Genomic DNA, 18,168 nt, shown 5'->3' with positions numbered 1-18,168 from the left:
TTATGAGTGGTTTTCTTAGAGGGACAGGTGTAGCATTAGCTACTCCATTTAATGAAGATGGTTCAATAGACTATCCTGGAGTAACATCTTTAGTTGATTTTTGTGTCAAAGGTAATATAGAATATCTTGTAGTATTAGGGACTACTGCAGAATCGGTTACCTTATCAAAGAAGGATAAGGTAGAATTAGTAAATCATATTATTAAAGTAAATAACAAAAGGCTTCCTTTGGTAATAGGTATTGGCGGCAATAATACACAGTCAATTCTCGATGAAATGAAAGACACAGATCTATCAGATTTTGACGCTATATTATCTGTAGTTCCTATGTATAATAAACCAACTCAAGAAGGTATTTATCAACATTACAAGACTATTAATGATAATGCTCCTTTGCCAGTACTCTTATATAACGTTCCTTCTAGAACAGGGACTAATATGACCGCAGAAACTACGCTTAGATTAGCAAAACTAGAAAACATAGTTGGTATTAAAGAAGCGGTTGGAGATTTTACTCAAGTGCTTAAAATTATAAAAAACAAGCCACAGGATTTTCTTGTAATTTCAGGAGATGATGCATTGGCATTACCTGCAGTTGCTGCTGGTGGTGATGGCGTGATAAGTGTTGTTGGTCAGGGATTTCCCGAAGAATTTTCTGAAATGATACGTCTAGGATTAGCAGGTCAAACGCAAAAGGCTTTTGCTATACTCTATAGTTTGCTTCCTGTTTTAGATTATGCTTTTGAAGAGGGTAATCCTGCAGGGATTAAAAATATTTTAAAAATAAAGGGTATTTGTGATGATTATCTTCGTTTACCGCTAGTTTCTGTTTCTAAGGAGTTAGAGGAGAAAATAAAAAAATTTATAGAGAACTATAAGTAATGGTAGCTTAAATATGTACTAGTATTTGTGTGAAGATGGCTAAAAAAATTAAAGATCCAGGAATAGGAAAGCATTCTAACAAATACGCTAGACGTTTTATTAATGCAGATGGTTCGTTTAATATTAAACATATCAATAAGGTTAATTCCTTGTCTGAAAGTTATAATTATCTCATAAACATAACATGGGGTAAATTTTTTTTATGGGTTTTGCTCGGGTATACATTGGTTAATTCCTTATTTGCTTTAGTGTATACATTTTTAGGGATAAGTAATATTGCACAACCAACTGGAGATATTTTTAAAGATTTTTTAAACGCTTTTTTCTTTTCCGCTCAGACTGTTACAACTGTAGGGTATGGCGCAATGGCTCCAAAAGGATTGCTTTTTGGGGTGATATCGTCTTTTGAAGCATTGATTGGCCTACTTAGTTTTTCATTTATAACAGGTTTGCTATACGGGAGGTTTTCGAAACCAAGGGCGAATATTAAATTTAGCTCTAGTATTGTTTTGAAAAAACATAAAGAGGTTGATGCAATTATGTTTAGATTAATGAGCAAAAGTGACAATGTTATGATACGACCTAATATAGAGGCTACACTAGCATTATCCTTAAAAGATAAACATAATGAGTTTACTAATAATTTTTATAAACTGAAATTAGAGAGAGATGCGATAACATATCTTCCTACCACATGGACTATTGTACATGGTATAGACGAATCTAGCCCATTAAAAGAGTTTAGTAGGGAAGAATTGAAGCAACTTCACGGGGAAATTTTACTTCTGGTAAGCTATTATGATGAATCATTTGCTCAAGAGGTGCATCAGGTACATTCTTATATCTTAAAAAACATTAAGTATGATCAACGCTTTGTTCCAGCATTTTACTACGATGATGATGGGTATACGATCCTTGATCATGATAAGCTAGATCAAACAACTAAATAGTCCTTGATAGCAATAAAATCCATGTAATACCACTTTTTTCTTTGCAACAAGAGTTTGAAAATTACGTCCTTTAAAAGGATCATTGTGTCATGTTAAACACAAATTAAATGATTTATTTATCAATTCAATTGATATGCAAATGAATTGGTGAATTAAAAGTTTTTGTAATAGCGCAGAAATATATATTTTTGCCTGATGTTTTTTTATCTATGAAGAGATTATTTTATTTATTGATTTTTGTATTATTCCTTGGTTCTTGTAGTGAATACCAAAAAGTATTGAAGGGTGAAAATGTGGGTGACAAGTATAAAGCCGCAGTAAAATTGTATGAAGACGGAAAGTATACTAAAGCACTAAGACTTTTTGAGCAGGTTGTACCACAATACAGAGGGAAGCCACAAGCAGAAAGAGTGATGTATTTTTATGCAGATACGTATTATCAATTGGGGGATTATTATTTAGCTGGATATCAGTTTGAAAGATTTACAAAATCATTTCCGAAAAGTGATAAAAGACAAGAGGCAGCTTATAAAGGGGCAAAAAGTAATTATCATTTGTCTCCGAGGTTTAGTTTAGATCAAGAAGAAACAACTAAAGCTATAGAAAAACTTCAAGCGTATATCAATACATATCCAGAGAGTGAAAATCTAAAAGAAGCAAATACTTTAGTAGCCGAACTTAGAGAAAAAAAGGAGAAAAAAGCATATAAAATAGCAAAACAATATCATCATCGAGAAGATTATAAAGTAGCGATAAAAGCATTTGATAATTATCTAATCGATTACCCTGGTTCTGCTTACAGAGAAAAAGTTTTGTATTATAAGCTTGAATCAGAATACCTCTTAGCTGTAGGAAGTTATGCAGATTTAGTAAAAGAGCGTTTAGAAACAGCTAATGGTTTTTATAATAACTACAAGAAGTATTATAAAACAGAAGGGGAGTACATTGAGAAAGCAGACGAATTAGGAGAAGATATAAAGACTAGATTAGAACAGTATAAATAGAAAAAAAGTAGAAGATGGATTTGAAAAAAAGCAATGCACCAGTAAACACAACTACTATTGATAAGAATCTTATTGATCAACCAACAGATAATATATATGAGGCTATTTCAGTAATATCTAAAAGAGCTACTCAGATAAATACAGATATCAAAAAAGAGCTTCTTGAAAAATTAGATGAGTTTGCAACTTATAATGATAGCTTAGAAGAAATTTTCGAAAATAAAGAACAAATAGAAGTTTCTAAGTTTTATGAAAGATTACCTAAGCCACATGCTTTAGCTGTTCAAGAATGGTTAGAAGGTAAAATTTATCACAGAAATACTAAATCAGACACAGAATCTCTATAAATCTATGTCAATTTTAAGCGGTAAAAAGATTTTATTAGGTGTCACCGCTGGTATTGCTGCATATAAGACTGCTGCTCTTGTAAGATTATTTATCAAAACAGGAGCAGAGGTAAAAGTTGTTATGACTCCCGCAGCAAAAGATTTTGTTACTCCACTTACACTATCTACATTATCAAAGAATCCTGTTTATTCTTCATTTTATGATGAAGATGATGAAAATGCGGTTTGGAATAATCATGTGGATCTTGGTTTATGGGCAGATGTAATGATTATTGCACCAGCTACAGCAAATACATTATCAAAAATGGCTTCAGGAGCTAGTAATAATTTATTACTAGCCACGTATCTATCAGCAAAATGCCCAGTGTATTTTGCTCCTGCAATGGATTTAGATATGTATAATCACCCTTCAACGCATAATACATTTAAGAAATTACAAGAGTTTGGTAATATAATGATTCCAGCAGAATCAGGTGAATTGGCAAGCGGCTTAGTGGGGCAAGGAAGAATGGCAGAACCTTTAAATATTGTCGACTTTATAGAAAACGATATTTTAGATAAATTGTCACTTCGAGGTCAGAAAGTACTCATTACAGCTGGTCCAACATATGAAGCAATAGATCCGGTACGATTTATAGGAAACCATTCTAGTGGAAGAATGGGGATTGAATTAGCTAAGACTGCAGCAAATCTTGGAGCCCAAGTTAGCTTGATCTTAGGTCCGTCATCATTATCCGTTAATCATAACTTGATAGATGTTGTTAATGTTGTAAGTGCAAAAGATATGTATGAAGCGGTTGTTTCTAGATATCATGACTGCGATATAGCAATCGCATCTGCCGCAGTAGCAGATTATAGACCTAAAAATATATCTGATCAAAAAATTAAAAAAGCAGATACGGCATTTTCTATCGAGTTAGAAAGAACCACTGATATTTTAAACTGGATGGGAACCGAAAAGAAAGATCAGTTTCTTGTGGGCTTTGCTTTAGAAACAGAAAATGAAGAGGACAATGCTAAAAATAAACTAAAAAAGAAAAACTTAAATCTAATTGTTCTAAATTCACTTAACGATAAAGGAGCTGGTTTTAAAGGGCAAACGAATAAAGTGAGTTTAATCAATCATAAATTAGAAATTAAAGCGTTTGATTTAAAAACAAAGTCAGAAGTCGCACAAGATATATTCAACGAAATTAATACGCTAAAAAAATGAATAAATTATTCTTTGTTATAGCCCTTGTATTTAGTATTACTGTAAATGCTCAAGAATTTAATGCTCAAGTAGTGGTTAATGCAGAGCAAACAGCAAGTCCTGATTTACAGGTGTTCAAAACATTGGAGCGATCGTTGATCGAATTTATTAATAATACAAAGTGGACAAAAACAGACTATAGGACAGAAGAACGAATTAATTGTAGTTTTTTTATTACCATCGTTAGTTTTGATAATGATGCCTTTACTGCGACTGTTCAAGTACAAGCGTCACGACCTATATATGGATCGAATTATGAAACTGCTATTTTAAATGTTAATGATAAAGATTTTAATTTTGACTATGTAGAATTTCAGCCATTAAACTATAACCCAAATAGTTTTGATTCTAATTTAATTTCGGTAATATCTTTTTATTTATATACAATACTTGGTGTAGATGCTGATACTTTTTCGTTAAATGGAGGGACCAATTATTATGAAGAAGCTAAAAGTATTGTGGGTAATGCTCAAGGAGGTGGTAGTACAAAAGGATGGCTTCGTGAACAAGATCCTAACAGATACAGGTTAAATGATGATTTACTTTCTGGGGCATACGATGGATATCGATCAGCGATGTATACATATCATAGAGAAGGATTAGATGTTATGTATAATAATATTAAAAAAGGTAAACAAACTATTACAGAGTCAATAAAACCGCTACAAGAAATGAATAATAGTAAGCCTAATTCTTATCTTATGCGTGTATTCTTTGATGCTAAGGCTGATGAGATTTCTAGCGTGCTATCCGGAGGTCCATCTGTAAATATAGCAGAAACTATACAAATGCTTAATAGAATAGCTCCTACCTATACTGATAATTGGAAAGATATTAAATTTTAGATTCTTTCAACTACAAAAAATTAAATATACAGGTGTAATCTTTTTAAAACTGTAGTATATTTACTTTTTAAACATTAAAAATATTTCTATCCCTTGCTTAGAGGTCTTTCTATAAAAAATTTCGCTTTAATTGAACAGCTACAAGTGTCTTTTGATACCGGTTTGATAACAATTACTGGAGAAACAGGAGCAGGTAAATCTTTGCTTTTAGGTGCTTTGGGTTTACTTCTTGGAAAAAGAGCAGATTTGAGTAGTGTTAAGGATAGTTCAAAAAAATGTACCATCGAAGGTGTTTTTGATATAGCGCATTATGAATTGGTTGCTTTTTTTGAAGAGGAAGATTTGGACTATGAAAACGAAACTATTATAAGAAGAGAGATCTTACCTTCGGGAAAATCTAGAGCCTTTATTAATGATACTCCTGTAACATTACAATCATTAGCAGCATTAGGTGCTAAACTTATTGATATCCATAGCCAACATCAGACGTTAGAGGTTACTACTACCGATTTTCAGTTCGAAGTATTAGATGCGTTGGCAGGAGCAGCACGCGAGATTAAATCTTACAAAAGAGGGTTAAAGTTGCTGAAAGAAAAAGAAAAAGAAGTTAATAATTTGGTTGCAAATCGAGAAGTGTTTACCAAAGAATATGAATACAATACTTTTCTTTTAAAAGAACTTGAAGATGCCAAACTACAATCAGGAGAATTAAAAGAGTTAGAGGAGCGTCATGATCGTTTAAATAATATCGAAGAGATACAAGAAAGGTTATCGGGATCAATTGCTATTGTAACCTCTGAAGAGATAGGTGTTTCTGATCAATTAAATGTTATAAAATCTAACCTTTCTAAAATAGCTTCTTTTTCAAGTGGGTTGAATGACCTTTCAGAACGGATTCAGAGTATTTATATAGAGTTAGATGATATACAAGTCACTTTACTTGATGAATTGGATAAGTTAGAGGCAGATCCACAGCAACTAGAGCAGGCAAGTCAAAGATTGCAATTGTTACATAATTTGCAGGTAAAGCATAATGTCTCTACAATTGATGAACTAATCATATTAACTCAGGAGCTTCAAGAGAAGGTTTCTAAAACAGAATCATTGTCTGAAGATATAGAAAAATTGAAAAATGAGATGATTACCATACAATCTCAGTTGGATGAGGTAGCGGGTAAGATTCATAAAAAAAGAAAAAAAACACTTCCAGTATTTATAAAAGAATTAGAAGATATTCTTCAAGCATTAGGAATGCCAAATGCCAGTTTTAATGCCGAATTGAAACTTCAAGACAATTATTTTTCTAATGGTAAAGAAATATTAGAATTTTTATTTTCGGCAAATAAAGGAGGTTCTTATGGCGAGCTTAAAAAAGTTGCATCTGGTGGTGAACTGTCAAGAATAATGATTGCCATAAAGGCTATCCTCTCAAGATACGCACAATTACCAACAATTATTTTTGATGAAATTGATACAGGAGTGTCAGGTGAAGTAGCACATAAAATGGCTGATCTAATGATGAATATGAGCAAGAATTTACAAGTTTTTAGTATTACTCATTTACCACAGATAGCTGCTAATGGCCAAAATCAATACAAAGTATATAAAGAAGATATTGATAATACTACAGTTACACAACTTAAGTTATTAGATGAAAATGAACGAGTTAGAGAGATTGCCGAAATGATCGGCGGTAAAAATATTTCTGATTCTGCAATTACACATGCCAGATCATTGTTGAAACTATAATGATCAAGTTATGTTTTTGATCTAAAAATCGTTTTGTTTAACAACAGTTTGGGGCGTTTTATTATCTTTACTGCTTGTATAACTATACTTTAATTTACAACTAAATGTCACACAATTTATTAAAAGGTAAAAGAGGGATTATTTTTGGAGCACTTGATGAAAATTCAATTGCTTGGAAAACCGCAGAGCGTGTATTTGAAGAAGGTGGGAGTTTTGTGCTTACTAATGCTCCAGTTGCAATGAGAATGGGAGCTATTAATACCTTAGCAGAGAAAACAAATTCACAGATTGTTCCTGCTGATGCCACTTCGTTAGAAGATCTTGAAAACCTTGTAGAGAAATCGGTTGAAATTTTAGGAGGTAAAATAGATTTTGTTTTACATTCTATAGGAATGTCAGTAAACGTTAGAAAAGGACGTCATTATACTGATCAGAATTACAGTTTTACTGAAAAAGGATGGGACGTGTCTGCACTTTCTTTTCATAAGACAATGCAAACGTTGTATAAAAAAGATGCTATGAATGAGTGGGGGAGTATTGTTGCATTAACCTATATGGCTGCGCAAAGAGTATTTCCTGATTATAACGATATGGCTGATAATAAGTCTTATTTAGAATCTATAGCGCGTAGTTTTGGATACTTCTTCGGAAGAGATAAAAAAGTACGTGTAAATACAATTTCACAATCCCCGACACCGACAACAGCAGGAAAAGGAGTAAAAGGTTTTGATGGGTTTATTGAATATGCAGATAAAATGTCACCTTTAGGTAATGCTACAGCTGGAGAATGTGCAGATTATACAGTAACTATGTTTTCTGATCTAACTAAGAAAGTCACTTTACAAAACTTATATCATGATGGCGGTTTCTCAAATATGGGAGTAAGTCAATTGGTAATGGATAAATTCATCGATGAAGAATAATACTATTCTTATATATAATTTAGATAATCCCATTCATTGTAAATGGGATTTTTCTTTGGTTAACTTTATGATATGAAACCAGACTTTTCCTTTATAATACCCGTTTATAATAGGCCAAATGAGATTGATGAGTTGCTTCATAGTATGGTAGCAATGCAATATGATTCATCTTATGAGATTGTTATTGTAGAGGATGGTTCTAGCGATAGTTCTAGTCATATCGTAGAAAAATTTACGGATAGACTATTCATAAGCTATTATCAAAAACCAAATACAGGTCCTGGAGATTCTCGAAATTACGGTATGCGTAAAGCAAAAGGGAATTACTTCATTATTCTTGATAGTGATGTGATATTACCAGAAAATTACTTAGCTAAAGTTGATGATTTTTTATGCCAAAATTTTGTTCATTGTTGGGGTGGTCCCGATGATGCTCATAAGAGTTTTTCGGATCTTCAAAAGGCAATAAGTTATAGCATGACTTCGTATCTTACTACTGGTGGTATACGTGGTAGAAAAAAGACTATGGGTAAATTTCAACCACGTAGTTTTAATATGGGGTTGTCTAAAGAGGCTTTTTTAGCTTCTGAAGGTTTTGGAAATATCCACCCCGGAGAAGATCCTGATCTTACAATTAGACTATGGAAATTGGGTTACGAAACTGCTTTAATTCCGGATGCTAAGGTATTTCATAAAAGAAGAATCTCTTGGAAAAAGTTTTACATTCAAGTAAACAAGTTCGGTCTTGTTCGGCCAATATTAAATAAATGGCATCCAGAAACAGCAAAACTTACATATTGGTTTCCTTCTTTATTTATTGGGTATACTCTCTTTTCAATGTTAACAGCAGTTTTTGGGATTTGGTATTTTTTAATGTTATGGGGGATATATTTTTCACTTATATTTTTAGGTGCAACTCTTATGTTTAAAAGTATTTCTATAGGGATACAATCTATTTTAGCCGTTTTGATACAATTTTATGGCTACGGAAAAGGATTCTTAAAATCTTATTATTATATTCATATACTTAAAAAGGTTCCAGAAAAACAATTTAAGAACCTGTTTTTTTCAAAGTAAGTATTTATGTCAAATAGAAAAAAGAAGATTTTTTCATTCAAAAGAAATAGCGTAAAAACCTTTTTGTTTTTTCTAATATTTACATCCGCTCTTTGGTTGCTAATCCAATTTTCAAAAAACTATACTAAAGAAGTAGAAATCGCTATTCGATATACGAATCTTCCGGAGGATAAAATTTTTAATGAAGAAAGCGATCAGATCGTAAGAATGACGCTTAACGGGAATGGTTTTAGGCTTATGAATCATAGTTGGAAGAAACCTATTTTAGAATTTAATATTGATGATGCGTCTTCTATGATAAACGATCAATATTATTTTCGACTTGATAAAGGATCTCGTATTTTAAAGAATAAACTGGATTTTAAAGGTAATATTCTTGCATTGCAGAAGGATAGTTTACGATTAAAATTAGATATAAACCTACAAAAGAAAGTACCAGTACAATTAGTTCAAGATGTTAAGTATTCTGTTGGTTACGGAAGTGATAAAGGGCTGGTTATACAACCGGATTCTATTGTCATAAGCGGTCCTTCGAAAATTATAGATACTATAAAGTCTGTTAATACAGCGTCTTTGCAGTTAGAAGGTCTAAATGTTGATTATGTTGATGAATTAACTATAGATCTTGAGTCATTGCCTGAAATTATAAAAATCAAACCTGATAAAGTTACTGCTACTATTGAGGTTAGTAAGTTTACAGAGGGAAATCAGAAAATACCTATTACAGTCAAAAATGTACCTGAAGATACAGAAATTAAAATTTTCCCTAAAGAAGTAATGGTTGTATACAGAGTAGGCTTGGATAAATATAACGAGATAAGTCCAAGAGATTTTATGGTGGTTGCAGATTATGCAAAATCAGGAGAAAGTTCATTTTTGACATTAGAACTTTTTGATAAGCCAGAATCAATACATGATGTACGTTTACGAGAAAAACAAATTCAATTTGTAGTGCTAAAATAACGCTATTGTTATGAAAGTAGTTGGTTTAACAGGGGGCATCGGTAGCGGTAAATCTACTATTGCCCAAATGTTTAAGAAATTAGGCGTGTCTGTCTACATTGCAGATGATGAGGCAAAACTATTGATGAATACCAATCAAGTGGTAAAAAAGCAGATTAGTGAATTATTCGGTGATAAAGCTTATAAATCTGGCAGTTTGAATAGAGAGTATATAGCCAGTGTAGTCTTTAATGATTCTTCTATATTGAATAAACTAAACGGGATAGTGCATCCTGCAGTAGCAGAGCATTTTGCCCAATGGAAAGAGAAACAAACTGGAAATTATGTTATTAAAGAAGCTGCCGTTTTAATTGAAAATGATGGATACAAGCAATGTGATTATACTATTCTTGTCACAGCTCCTATAGATATTAGGATCGAACGAGTATTAAAAAGAGACAATATAACTCGAGATCAGATACTTTCAAGAATAAATAACCAGTGGGAAGATTCGAGAAAAATTCCATTAGTCGATTTTGTTATAGATAACGTAGATTTAGAAGACACTGAAAACCAGGTGTATGAAATTCATAATAAAATATCTTTTTAAAGGGGTTGTAATACGAATCCTTCATTTTGTTAACATTTGGTTAAACCGTAAAGTAGCTAAATGTTAAAGTCTTACTTTTGACCTATGAATAAAAGGTTATTCGTATTGCTGATAATCTTAATGAGTTTATCGCTAATTGGGATTATTTTCGTTCAGGGATATTGGATTAACAACACGGTTGAGAATAATAAAGAACAATTTTCTTTTAATGCCAAGCAAATATTAATATCAGTATCTAATGGTATTCAGTATAGAGAATTTGAGGAAATGTTTTTTCCTCTACAGGGAATTTTAGATAGTATAGATGAACCTGACAATAAGACTATACGTCAGTTATTAGATATTAGTATTGATAATACAAAGTCGTTTGCATATGCAAATGGTATTTTAGAAGAAGACTATAAATTGTTTTCATCATTTGTTAACTTTAATATAGATACGGTAAAACTGAAGAATATCCTAAATCGAAATGTAGATACTGCGGCACAAGATACTAAAAGTGATATTGTAAAGCAGAATTCTAAATCTAAGTTGGAGAGAATAAGAGGATTAACGGATCTTCAACGTAGAGATTATGAGATTGTGATTGGAGAAATTGCTAGTTTTATACCAATACATAGAAGAGTTCAGAAAAAGGAAATAAAATATTTGCTTAAAAAAGAACTCGAAGAACGGGATATAAAGGTAGATTTTGAATATGCGATTTACAGCAATGCTTTAGCAACAAAAGTACGTTCTGACGATTTTAGTTTGGATTATCCAACGACATATGCGATACCACTTTTTGTCGACGATGAAGGAGTGAGTGATTATCAGTTATATGTTAATTTTACTGGAAAAAAGCAATATGTGCTTTCTACCATTAAGGGTATGGCGATACTATCAATAATTTTTACTTTGATTATTGTAGTTGCGTATTCCAGTGCATTGTCTCAGCTAATGCAGCAAAGACAGATATCCCAAATTAAAACTGATTTTATTAATAATATGACCCATGAGTTAAAAACTCCTATTGCAACAATAAACTTGGCATTGGACTCTATCAAAAACCCAAAAATTGGGGGAGATCCAGAAAAAGTGCAGCGGTATATGAAGATGATACGAGAAGAGAATAAACGAATGCATGCTCAAGTAGAGAACGTTTTAAGAATATCTCAGTTAGAGAAAAACGAGCTTAATATCAAGAAAGAAAAACAAGAGTTGCATGATATTATTGAAGATGCTGTAACACACGTCTCTTTGATAGTTGAGGATAGAAATGGGTACATTAAAATGCATTTGGGCGCACTTAAAACAACAATATTGGCAAATGATAGTCATATGACCAATGTAATTGTGAATATTTTAGATAATGCCGCAAAATATTCAGATAAGGAGCCAAAAGTAGATATATATACAGAAAATGTAAAGAACAGTATAATTCTTAAGATTCGTGATCAAGGAATAGGAATGAGTAAAGTTGCTGTGAAAAAAATCTTTGAAAAGTTTTTTAGAGAACACACAGGTGATTTACACAATGTAAAAGGTCACGGATTGGGATTAACATATGTAAAAAGAATCATTGATGATCATCACGGTCAGATATGGGTGGAGAGCGAAAGGGGAAAAGGCTCCACATTTATAATTAAATTACCATTAATATCATAAAATATGGAAACAGAAAACAAAAAGATTTTGCTTGTCGAAGATGATCCAAACTTTGGAACGGTACTAAAGGATTATCTAGTAATGAATGATTATGATGTTGTGCATGCTAAAAATGGTATGGAAGGCTTCGAAAAGTTCAAAAAAGATGACTACGACATGTGTATTCTTGATGTAATGATGCCTTACAAAGATGGATTTACGTTGGCAAAAGAAATTAGGGATAAAAATGAAGAAATACCTATTATCTTCTTAACTGCAAAAGCAATGAAAGAAGATGTTTTAAAAGGATATAAGGTAGGAGCAGATGATTATCTTAATAAACCTTTTGATAGCGAAGTCTTATTAATGAAAATACAGGCTATCATGCAACGTAAAAGCACAGAATCTGTAGCTGATAGTAAACAATTTGAATTTAAAATTGGAGGATTTCATCTTAATTCTAAATTGCGCTTTTTGACGTATAAAGAAGATGATGCTATAAAGTTATCTCCAAAAGAAAATGAATTACTTCGTTTGTTAGCATTACATCTTAATGATTTAATGCCAAGAGAATTAGCTTTAACAAAAATCTGGAGAGATGATAATTACTTTACATCTCGTAGTATGGACGTTTATATCGCTAAGCTTAGAAAGTATCTAAAGAAAGATGAGAATGTTGAGATACTTAATATTCATGGAGAAGGATTTAGGCTTGTTGTTAGAAACGAAGAGGCCTAGATAGTTGATAAAAATTATAAAAAATCATTATATTTTTAAAAATATAGTGATTTTTTTTATGTCTTGAAATTTAAGGAGCAATATGTTTTGTTACCCTGTCTAATTGACTTAGATAATCAAACCATTCTATTTCTGTATCTTTTTTAAACCAGGTTAATTGTCTCTTGGCAAAGCGACGCGTATTTTTCTTAATTTCAGAAATGGCAAAATCTAATTCCCATTCCTGGTCGAAATATTTAAATAATTCTTTGTACCCTACAGTATTTAAAGCATTAAGTGTTTTATACTCGTAAAGATTTTTTGCTTCATCCAGTAAACCTTCTTTAATCATAAGATCTACTCTCATATTTATTCTATCATAAATGATATTTCTATCTGCTGTGATACCAATTTTGATACATTTAAAAGGTCTGTTTTTTTTACTAGAAGTAAGAAAAGAAGAATAAGGTTTACCGCTGCTTAAACATACCTCAAGAGCTCGCATTACACGATGTGTATTTTGTAAATCAACGCTGTCATAATATGATTTGTCAAGCACTTTTAGTTGTTCTTGTAAAGTTTGAATACCATTAGTATCATATTCTTTTTGTAGTTGTTCTCTAGTATTTATATCAACTTCAGGAAAATAATCTAAACCTTTGGTAACGGCATCAATATATAAGCCGGACCCTCCAACTAGGATAGCATAATCATTAGTGTCAAAAAGTATTTTGAGCTTGTTAAGTGCTTCTTTTTCAAAATCTCCTACGGTATAGGTTTGGTGAATACTTTTATGTTGTATAAAATGATGTTTTGCTAGTGCAAGTTCATCATCACTTGGAACAGCAGTACCAATCTTCATTTCTTTATAGAATTGCCTGCTATCTCCGGATATAATTTCACAATTAAAGTGGTTCGCAAGTTGTATACTTAGATTAGTTTTACCTATTGCTGTTGGCCCGACAATTACAATTAGATTTTTATTCATTACGTAAGTCTTCTCCACATTTACGGCAAAATTTGGCTTCGTCTCTATGATCAGATGCATTACAATTTGAACAAACTTGCGTGTTTATATTTACTTTCTTAGGTTGATGTCCAGAAGAAGCATATTCAGCACTTACAATACCTGTAGGTACTGCTATAATACCATAACCAACAATCATTATCATTGCGGCAATAAGTTGTCCTAAAGGGGTAGCAGGAGCGATATCTCCGTATCCTACAGTAGTTAATGTAACAATACACCAGTAAACACTTATAGGTATGCTTTTAAATCCACTTTCTTCACCTTCTACCAAATACATTACTGTTCCTAAAATGATGCAAAGTACTAGGACAGCAAATAAAAACACAAGAATTTTAGCACCACTGTCTTTTATAGCTTTAGCTAATTTATTTGATTCTCCTATATATCTAGAAATCTTTAATATTCTGAATATACGAAGTAGTCTTAAAGCTCGCACAGCTAATAAAGCGCTAGATCCTGTAATGAAAAAGGTTAGGTATAATGGTAGTGTAGATAATAAATCAATGATACCATAAAAACTAAATATATATTTAGAAGGTTGTTTTATAGAAACAATTCGTGCGATATACTCAAAAGAAAAGAAAATTGTAATAACCCATTCAGCATAATATAGATACCTGTAAGTCGCGGGTGTTAGTCCTTTAACACTTTCAAGCATTACAAAAATGATACTCAATAAAATAAGAATAAGCAAAATAACATCAAATGCTTTTCCAATAGGAGTATCGGCTTCATAAATAATATCATGAAGTTTGTCTTTCCAGGTTTTATGCGATGAATTGTTTTTCAAAGGTTTTATGTTTTAAATAAAAGTACTAAAAAAACTAGATTAATTTTTTTACTGTAATTAGTGTATCATTTTCTATAGCTACAATAAGGTTAAAAAACTCTTTTAATATGGTGTAGTATTCTGTGGGATAGTAAGATGAGTTAAACAAAATTCTGTGCGTTATAATAAGTTGGTCTCCGCGAAGTAGAAAATTGGTTCGTATGCTTCCTAATTTATTGGGAATAACATATGTAGAATTTTTTGGAAGATCAATAAACTCATAGTTTTTGGGTAGTTTGATAGATACATTATAGGTGTAGGAATCTTTGTGTCCAAAATCCACTGGATACGTTCTTTGATTTAACTTAAAAGGATTTTCTTTAAAAAATGGCCTATTAAATGGTTTGATGTATAAAATACCATCTAATATTTCTATATTCTGATTAAATTCATATTCTTCTTTGTATGTTTTTTCAGGATCGTCTTCATTTTTAATAGATATATTAGTTATAGTAACTTCTTGATTCTGTCTTTTGGTTTCTTCAATCAGTTTCTCTTTATTTAAATGTTCCAGATCTTTTCTTCGGTCTGAAGCATGATAACCAGATAATAAGTATGCGCCTTTGCCATTAAGATTATGGTTTTCTTCTAAAATTATCTCTTCTTTATAATAGAAAGAAGATTTTTTAGTTGGTTCTATCAAAATCCAAGAGCTTCCATTTTTAAAATCTAAGACCCTACCATCTCGATTTAAACACCTAAAAGGTAATTGACCAAAGGCTAACATTTTTTCTGTAGCATCTAATACGTATTTTTTTCCATCTAAAGATAGTTGTACGATCAAATAATTAAAATCATAGATTACAGGATATATTTTTGTTACATATCCATTTTTTCTTGTAGATAATAAAACCGGATTCACCTCAAAACCTTGTTGCTTTAAAGTATTGTGTAAAAGAATATTAATACCTGATACATTACCTGTTTTATGGGCTATAACTTCTTTGATTTTTACATTTCGAAATATCTCAAATTTATTATTCCAAGCATATGTTTTGCTAATGTAGCGATATATTGCGGTGGCTTTATCAATGGTATTCGGTAATAGAGAAATTGTATCGGGAAGAATATTTTTGGTTAAGTTAATTTTATTTAATTGAGAACCAATATTTGGATCTTCTTTGAATTTTCTATCTGCATTTTCCCAGGTTTCAGTATACTTTTTGTTTATTCCATCAAAACCTTTAAATTCTTTAAGTTCATAATCAATTCTGGAAAAATAATTTCTTTTGGCGGTCATATATTTTTCCTCCTTAAAAGCAGGGATATTCTCCATAATATAGATATTATGAGAGCAGTCAGCATAACTTCCATTAGCTATTTCTAGACACTTTTTTTTGATAGTTGATTCACTTACCTTTAATTTTAAGGTGCCTATTAGTTTTATGTTATAAACATAATTTCCGGGCAGATCAGCTACACATTCACTATATAATTTGGGGATAGTATCTTGAAAATCCCATCCATTAAATTTAACAATAAAAGGAGATTCTATTTGATAAGAATATCTAATTATAGAGCCGGGCTTAACATTGGGAAAGGTAAACTTGATTAGCGTATAGTGTTCATCGTATTTTTCAGTATGAATATCAGTTTTAGAAACTTCTGTTCTAACTATTTTGTTATTTTCGAGATTATAAGTGTGAGCAACTAAATCATGAATTGTTTCTCGATTACTTTTATTCCTGTATAATAAAATTTCTATACTTGCTTGATCAAAACCTTTGCGGTTAAGTATTTTAATCTTTCTTTCGTAATCTGTTAATAGATTATAATTTCTGCCATTTTCAACTCTGCTATACCCTTTTTCATAAATAAAAAATGCATTCGCTGTACTATCGTTTTCAAAGGTGTTGTTTTCTAAATCTGCCATGGTCACTACCATACTGGCAGTATTGTATTTTTTCTGTGCGGATAGTAGAAGTGTGATGCAACACAGAAATAAAGCTAGTAAATGTTTAATCATTTTTAGGCAATTTGGTAATCTTCAATTTTTTATTCTGCCGAACATAACTTTGTATTATGTGTTTGGCATCCCTATTATGACTCATGGGGGTAATAATAGATCGTAAAATTTCTATATTATTTATTTGATGATTTAAGGTAAAATGACCAACCCCTATAAACTTTCCTTCTTCTATTAAGATAGCACTTTGTTCATCAATATTTCTACCTCGATCTATAATAAGCATATCTTGATTTTCAAATGAGTTTTTTAGAATCAGTTCTTGTACTCGTTCATTGTATTCTTCAGGAGATTCGTCCAGAATACAAGCACCATTACATTGTTTTATAGAATAATTAAAGCAATTCCCTGTTCCAGAGTCCAATCCCATTAATCGTTGACATAAACGAAAAGTTTCTGCCCATTTATGCATATATGATTTAGCTTGTTGTCTATTTGAAAATGTAGTAATATTTTTTTTGCGATTATCGTTTTTCCCTATTTTAAGATTAATATATCCGTTATTATCTACGAACTGATATAAAGCTTGGTCAAATTTGCTTTTCCTTAATGCTCTATTGTATTTGGGTCTATTTCGTTTTATTTCTTCATTTTCTTTTAACAATGCAACGAGCTCGCTACCCGTAATTTCATAGGAAACACTAGTGACTTCTGTTTGAATTCTTCTAGATTTTTTATTATCATTTGTAAAATGCTGATTAAGACGTTTTTTAATGTTTTTACTTTTTCCGATGTAAATGATTTTACCATCTTCTCTATGTATATAGTATACTCCGGTAGCAATAGGGGCTTTTTCTAGTAGCCTTAACAATTTATCGTCCATTTGACGTCTTGTATCTGCACGAACGGTATCTGTAATGATGTCTTTTTCTACATCTTTACTTAATAAAAGTTTGAATAACTTAACAGTGGCTAAGGCGTCACCATTTGCACGATGACGGTCAGAAAGAGGAATACCTAAACTTCGAACTAGTTTACCAAGGCTGTAGGATTCTTGATCAGGAATTAATTTTTTTGATAGTTCGACAGTACAAAGTGAGTGTCTTTCATAATCAAAACCTAGTCTATCAAATTCTGTTCGAAGAATACGATAATCAAAACTAGAATTGTGAGCTACAACAACGCAGTCTGTTGTGATTTCAACAATTCTTTTGGCGACTTCGAAAAACTTAGGAGCATTACGCAACATTTCGTTATTAATCCCAGTTAGATTGGCTACAAAGGGTTGTATTGGTCTTTCGGGATTAACTAGAGTGATAAACTGATCGACAACCTCATGTCCATCAAATTTATAGATAGCAATTTCAGTAATACCTTCTTCGTTATACTTACCACCGGTAGTTTCTATATCTAAAATTGCATACATACTAGCTAAAAATAATAAAATTATAGAGGTTCGTAAATCTGTAGTGTACTAGTA

General features: G+C 31.6%; 17 protein-coding genes. 13 read left to right on the top strand and 4 right to left on the bottom strand.

The features are described from left to right. Positions 1-2: 2 nt before the first annotated feature. The 13 genes from dapA (at position 3) to AWE51_RS07110 (ending at position 12,944) form a co-directional block, all read left to right on the top strand. A complete protein-coding gene (gene dapA, locus AWE51_RS07170; protein WP_066311537.1) occupies positions 3-881 on the top strand; it encodes a 4-hydroxy-tetrahydrodipicolinate synthase in 879 nt (292 codons plus the stop codon). 35 nt (positions 882-916) lie between these two features. Then, complete coding sequence (locus AWE51_RS07165; protein WP_066311535.1) at positions 917-1,831, top strand: ion channel; 915 nt, start codon at positions 917-919, stop codon at positions 1,829-1,831. 209 nt (positions 1,832-2,040) lie between these two features. After that, positions 2,041-2,835 carry an outer membrane protein assembly factor BamD gene (locus tag AWE51_RS07160; RefSeq protein WP_066311669.1) on the top strand — a complete coding sequence of 265 codons (795 nt, stop codon included), beginning with the start codon at positions 2,041-2,043 and terminating at the stop codon, positions 2,833-2,835. 14 nt (positions 2,836-2,849) lie between these two features. Continuing rightward, positions 2,850-3,182 carry a DNA-directed RNA polymerase subunit omega gene (locus AWE51_RS07155; protein ID WP_066311532.1) on the top strand — a complete coding sequence of 111 codons (333 nt, stop codon included), beginning with the start codon at positions 2,850-2,852 and terminating at the stop codon, positions 3,180-3,182. 4 nt (positions 3,183-3,186) lie between these two features. Continuing rightward, positions 3,187-4,395 (top strand): bifunctional phosphopantothenoylcysteine decarboxylase/phosphopantothenate--cysteine ligase CoaBC, encoded by a 1,209-nt coding sequence (gene coaBC, locus AWE51_RS07150; RefSeq protein ID WP_066311529.1) that lies wholly within the window; start codon positions 3,187-3,189, stop codon positions 4,393-4,395. Further along, positions 4,392-5,279, top strand: a complete 888-nt coding sequence (gene porD / locus AWE51_RS07145; RefSeq protein WP_066311527.1) for a type IX secretion system protein PorD — start codon at positions 4,392-4,394, stop codon at positions 5,277-5,279. Before coaBC ends, porD begins: the two co-directional genes overlap by 4 nt. A 93-nt stretch (positions 5,280-5,372) precedes the next feature. Continuing rightward, positions 5,373-7,028 carry a DNA repair protein RecN gene (gene recN / locus AWE51_RS07140; RefSeq protein ID WP_066311526.1) on the top strand — a complete coding sequence of 552 codons (1,656 nt, stop codon included), beginning with the start codon at positions 5,373-5,375 and terminating at the stop codon, positions 7,026-7,028. A 104-nt stretch (positions 7,029-7,132) separates the two neighbouring features. Beyond that, complete coding sequence (locus tag AWE51_RS07135; protein ID WP_066311525.1) at positions 7,133-7,951, top strand: enoyl-ACP reductase FabI; 819 nt, start codon at positions 7,133-7,135, stop codon at positions 7,949-7,951. A gap of 72 nt (positions 7,952-8,023) precedes the next feature. After that, the gene (locus tag AWE51_RS07130; protein WP_066311523.1) at positions 8,024-9,028 is read left to right on the top strand and encodes a glycosyltransferase; all 1,005 of its coding nucleotides are present in this window, start codon (positions 8,024-8,026) and stop codon (positions 9,026-9,028) included. 6 nt (positions 9,029-9,034) lie between these two features. Next, positions 9,035-9,991 (top strand): CdaR family protein, encoded by a 957-nt coding sequence (locus AWE51_RS07125; protein ID WP_066311520.1) that lies wholly within the window; start codon positions 9,035-9,037, stop codon positions 9,989-9,991. A 10-nt stretch (positions 9,992-10,001) separates the two neighbouring features. Next, a complete protein-coding gene (gene coaE / locus AWE51_RS07120) occupies positions 10,002-10,580 on the top strand; it encodes a dephospho-CoA kinase (RefSeq protein ID WP_066311517.1) in 579 nt (192 codons plus the stop codon). Positions 10,581-10,664: 84 nt separating this feature from the next. Next, the gene (locus AWE51_RS07115; RefSeq protein WP_066311514.1) at positions 10,665-12,227 is read left to right on the top strand and encodes a sensor histidine kinase; all 1,563 of its coding nucleotides are present in this window, start codon (positions 10,665-10,667) and stop codon (positions 12,225-12,227) included. A 3-nt stretch (positions 12,228-12,230) separates the two neighbouring features. Continuing rightward, complete coding sequence (locus tag AWE51_RS07110; protein ID WP_066311511.1) at positions 12,231-12,944, top strand: response regulator transcription factor; 714 nt, start codon at positions 12,231-12,233, stop codon at positions 12,942-12,944. A gap of 70 nt (positions 12,945-13,014) precedes the next feature. Here the strand turns inward: AWE51_RS07110 and miaA are convergent, their stop codons facing one another. The 4 genes from miaA to AWE51_RS07090 are packed head-to-tail and all read right to left on the bottom strand — an operon-like array spanning position 13,015 to position 18,114. Then, a complete protein-coding gene (gene miaA, locus AWE51_RS07105) occupies positions 13,015-13,911 on the bottom strand; it encodes a tRNA (adenosine(37)-N6)-dimethylallyltransferase MiaA (protein ID WP_066311509.1) in 897 nt (298 codons plus the stop codon). Then, the gene (locus AWE51_RS07100; RefSeq protein ID WP_099098771.1) at positions 13,904-14,743 is read right to left on the bottom strand and encodes an ion transporter; all 840 of its coding nucleotides are present in this window, start codon (positions 14,741-14,743) and stop codon (positions 13,904-13,906) included. The genes miaA and AWE51_RS07100 overlap by 8 nt, the downstream gene beginning before the upstream one ends. 34 nt (positions 14,744-14,777) lie before the next feature. Further along, a complete protein-coding gene (locus AWE51_RS07095) occupies positions 14,778-16,748 on the bottom strand; it encodes a DUF3857 domain-containing protein (protein WP_066311505.1) in 1,971 nt (656 codons plus the stop codon). After that, positions 16,741-18,114: an exonuclease domain-containing protein gene (locus AWE51_RS07090; RefSeq protein ID WP_066311502.1), complete on the bottom strand. Its 1,374-nt coding sequence runs from the start codon at positions 18,112-18,114 to the stop codon at positions 16,741-16,743. The genes AWE51_RS07095 and AWE51_RS07090 overlap by 8 nt, the downstream gene beginning before the upstream one ends. Positions 18,115-18,168: the final 54 nt, after the last annotated feature.

Source organism: Aquimarina aggregata (assembly GCF_001632745.1).
GTDB classification, from domain to species: domain Bacteria; phylum Bacteroidota; class Bacteroidia; order Flavobacteriales; family Flavobacteriaceae; genus Aquimarina; species Aquimarina aggregata.
This window is presented reverse-complemented; position numbering and strand designations above follow the sequence as displayed.

Coding starts and splice junctions, on each gene's coding strand:
- dapA (WP_066311537.1), top strand. CDS start 3: ATGAGTGGTTTTCTTAGAGGGACAGGTGTAGCATTAGCTACTCCATTT.
- AWE51_RS07165 (WP_066311535.1), top strand. CDS start 917: ATGGCTAAAAAAATTAAAGATCCAGGAATAGGAAAGCATTCTAACAAA.
- AWE51_RS07160 (WP_066311669.1), top strand. CDS start 2,041: ATGAAGAGATTATTTTATTTATTGATTTTTGTATTATTCCTTGGTTCT.
- AWE51_RS07155 (WP_066311532.1), top strand. CDS start 2,850: ATGGATTTGAAAAAAAGCAATGCACCAGTAAACACAACTACTATTGAT.
- coaBC (WP_066311529.1), top strand. CDS start 3,187: ATGTCAATTTTAAGCGGTAAAAAGATTTTATTAGGTGTCACCGCTGGT.
- porD (WP_066311527.1), top strand. CDS start 4,392: ATGAATAAATTATTCTTTGTTATAGCCCTTGTATTTAGTATTACTGTA.
- AWE51_RS07135 (WP_066311525.1), top strand. CDS start 7,133: ATGTCACACAATTTATTAAAAGGTAAAAGAGGGATTATTTTTGGAGCA.
- AWE51_RS07130 (WP_066311523.1), top strand. CDS start 8,024: ATGAAACCAGACTTTTCCTTTATAATACCCGTTTATAATAGGCCAAAT.
- AWE51_RS07125 (WP_066311520.1), top strand. CDS start 9,035: ATGTCAAATAGAAAAAAGAAGATTTTTTCATTCAAAAGAAATAGCGTA.
- coaE (WP_066311517.1), top strand. CDS start 10,002: ATGAAAGTAGTTGGTTTAACAGGGGGCATCGGTAGCGGTAAATCTACT.
- AWE51_RS07115 (WP_066311514.1), top strand. CDS start 10,665: ATGAATAAAAGGTTATTCGTATTGCTGATAATCTTAATGAGTTTATCG.
- AWE51_RS07110 (WP_066311511.1), top strand. CDS start 12,231: ATGGAAACAGAAAACAAAAAGATTTTGCTTGTCGAAGATGATCCAAAC.
- miaA (WP_066311509.1), bottom strand. CDS start 13,911: ATGAATAAAAATCTAATTGTAATTGTCGGGCCAACAGCAATAGGTAAA.
- AWE51_RS07095 (WP_066311505.1), bottom strand. CDS start 16,748: ATGATTAAACATTTACTAGCTTTATTTCTGTGTTGCATCACACTTCTA.
- AWE51_RS07090 (WP_066311502.1), bottom strand. CDS start 18,114: ATGTATGCAATTTTAGATATAGAAACTACCGGTGGTAAGTATAACGAA.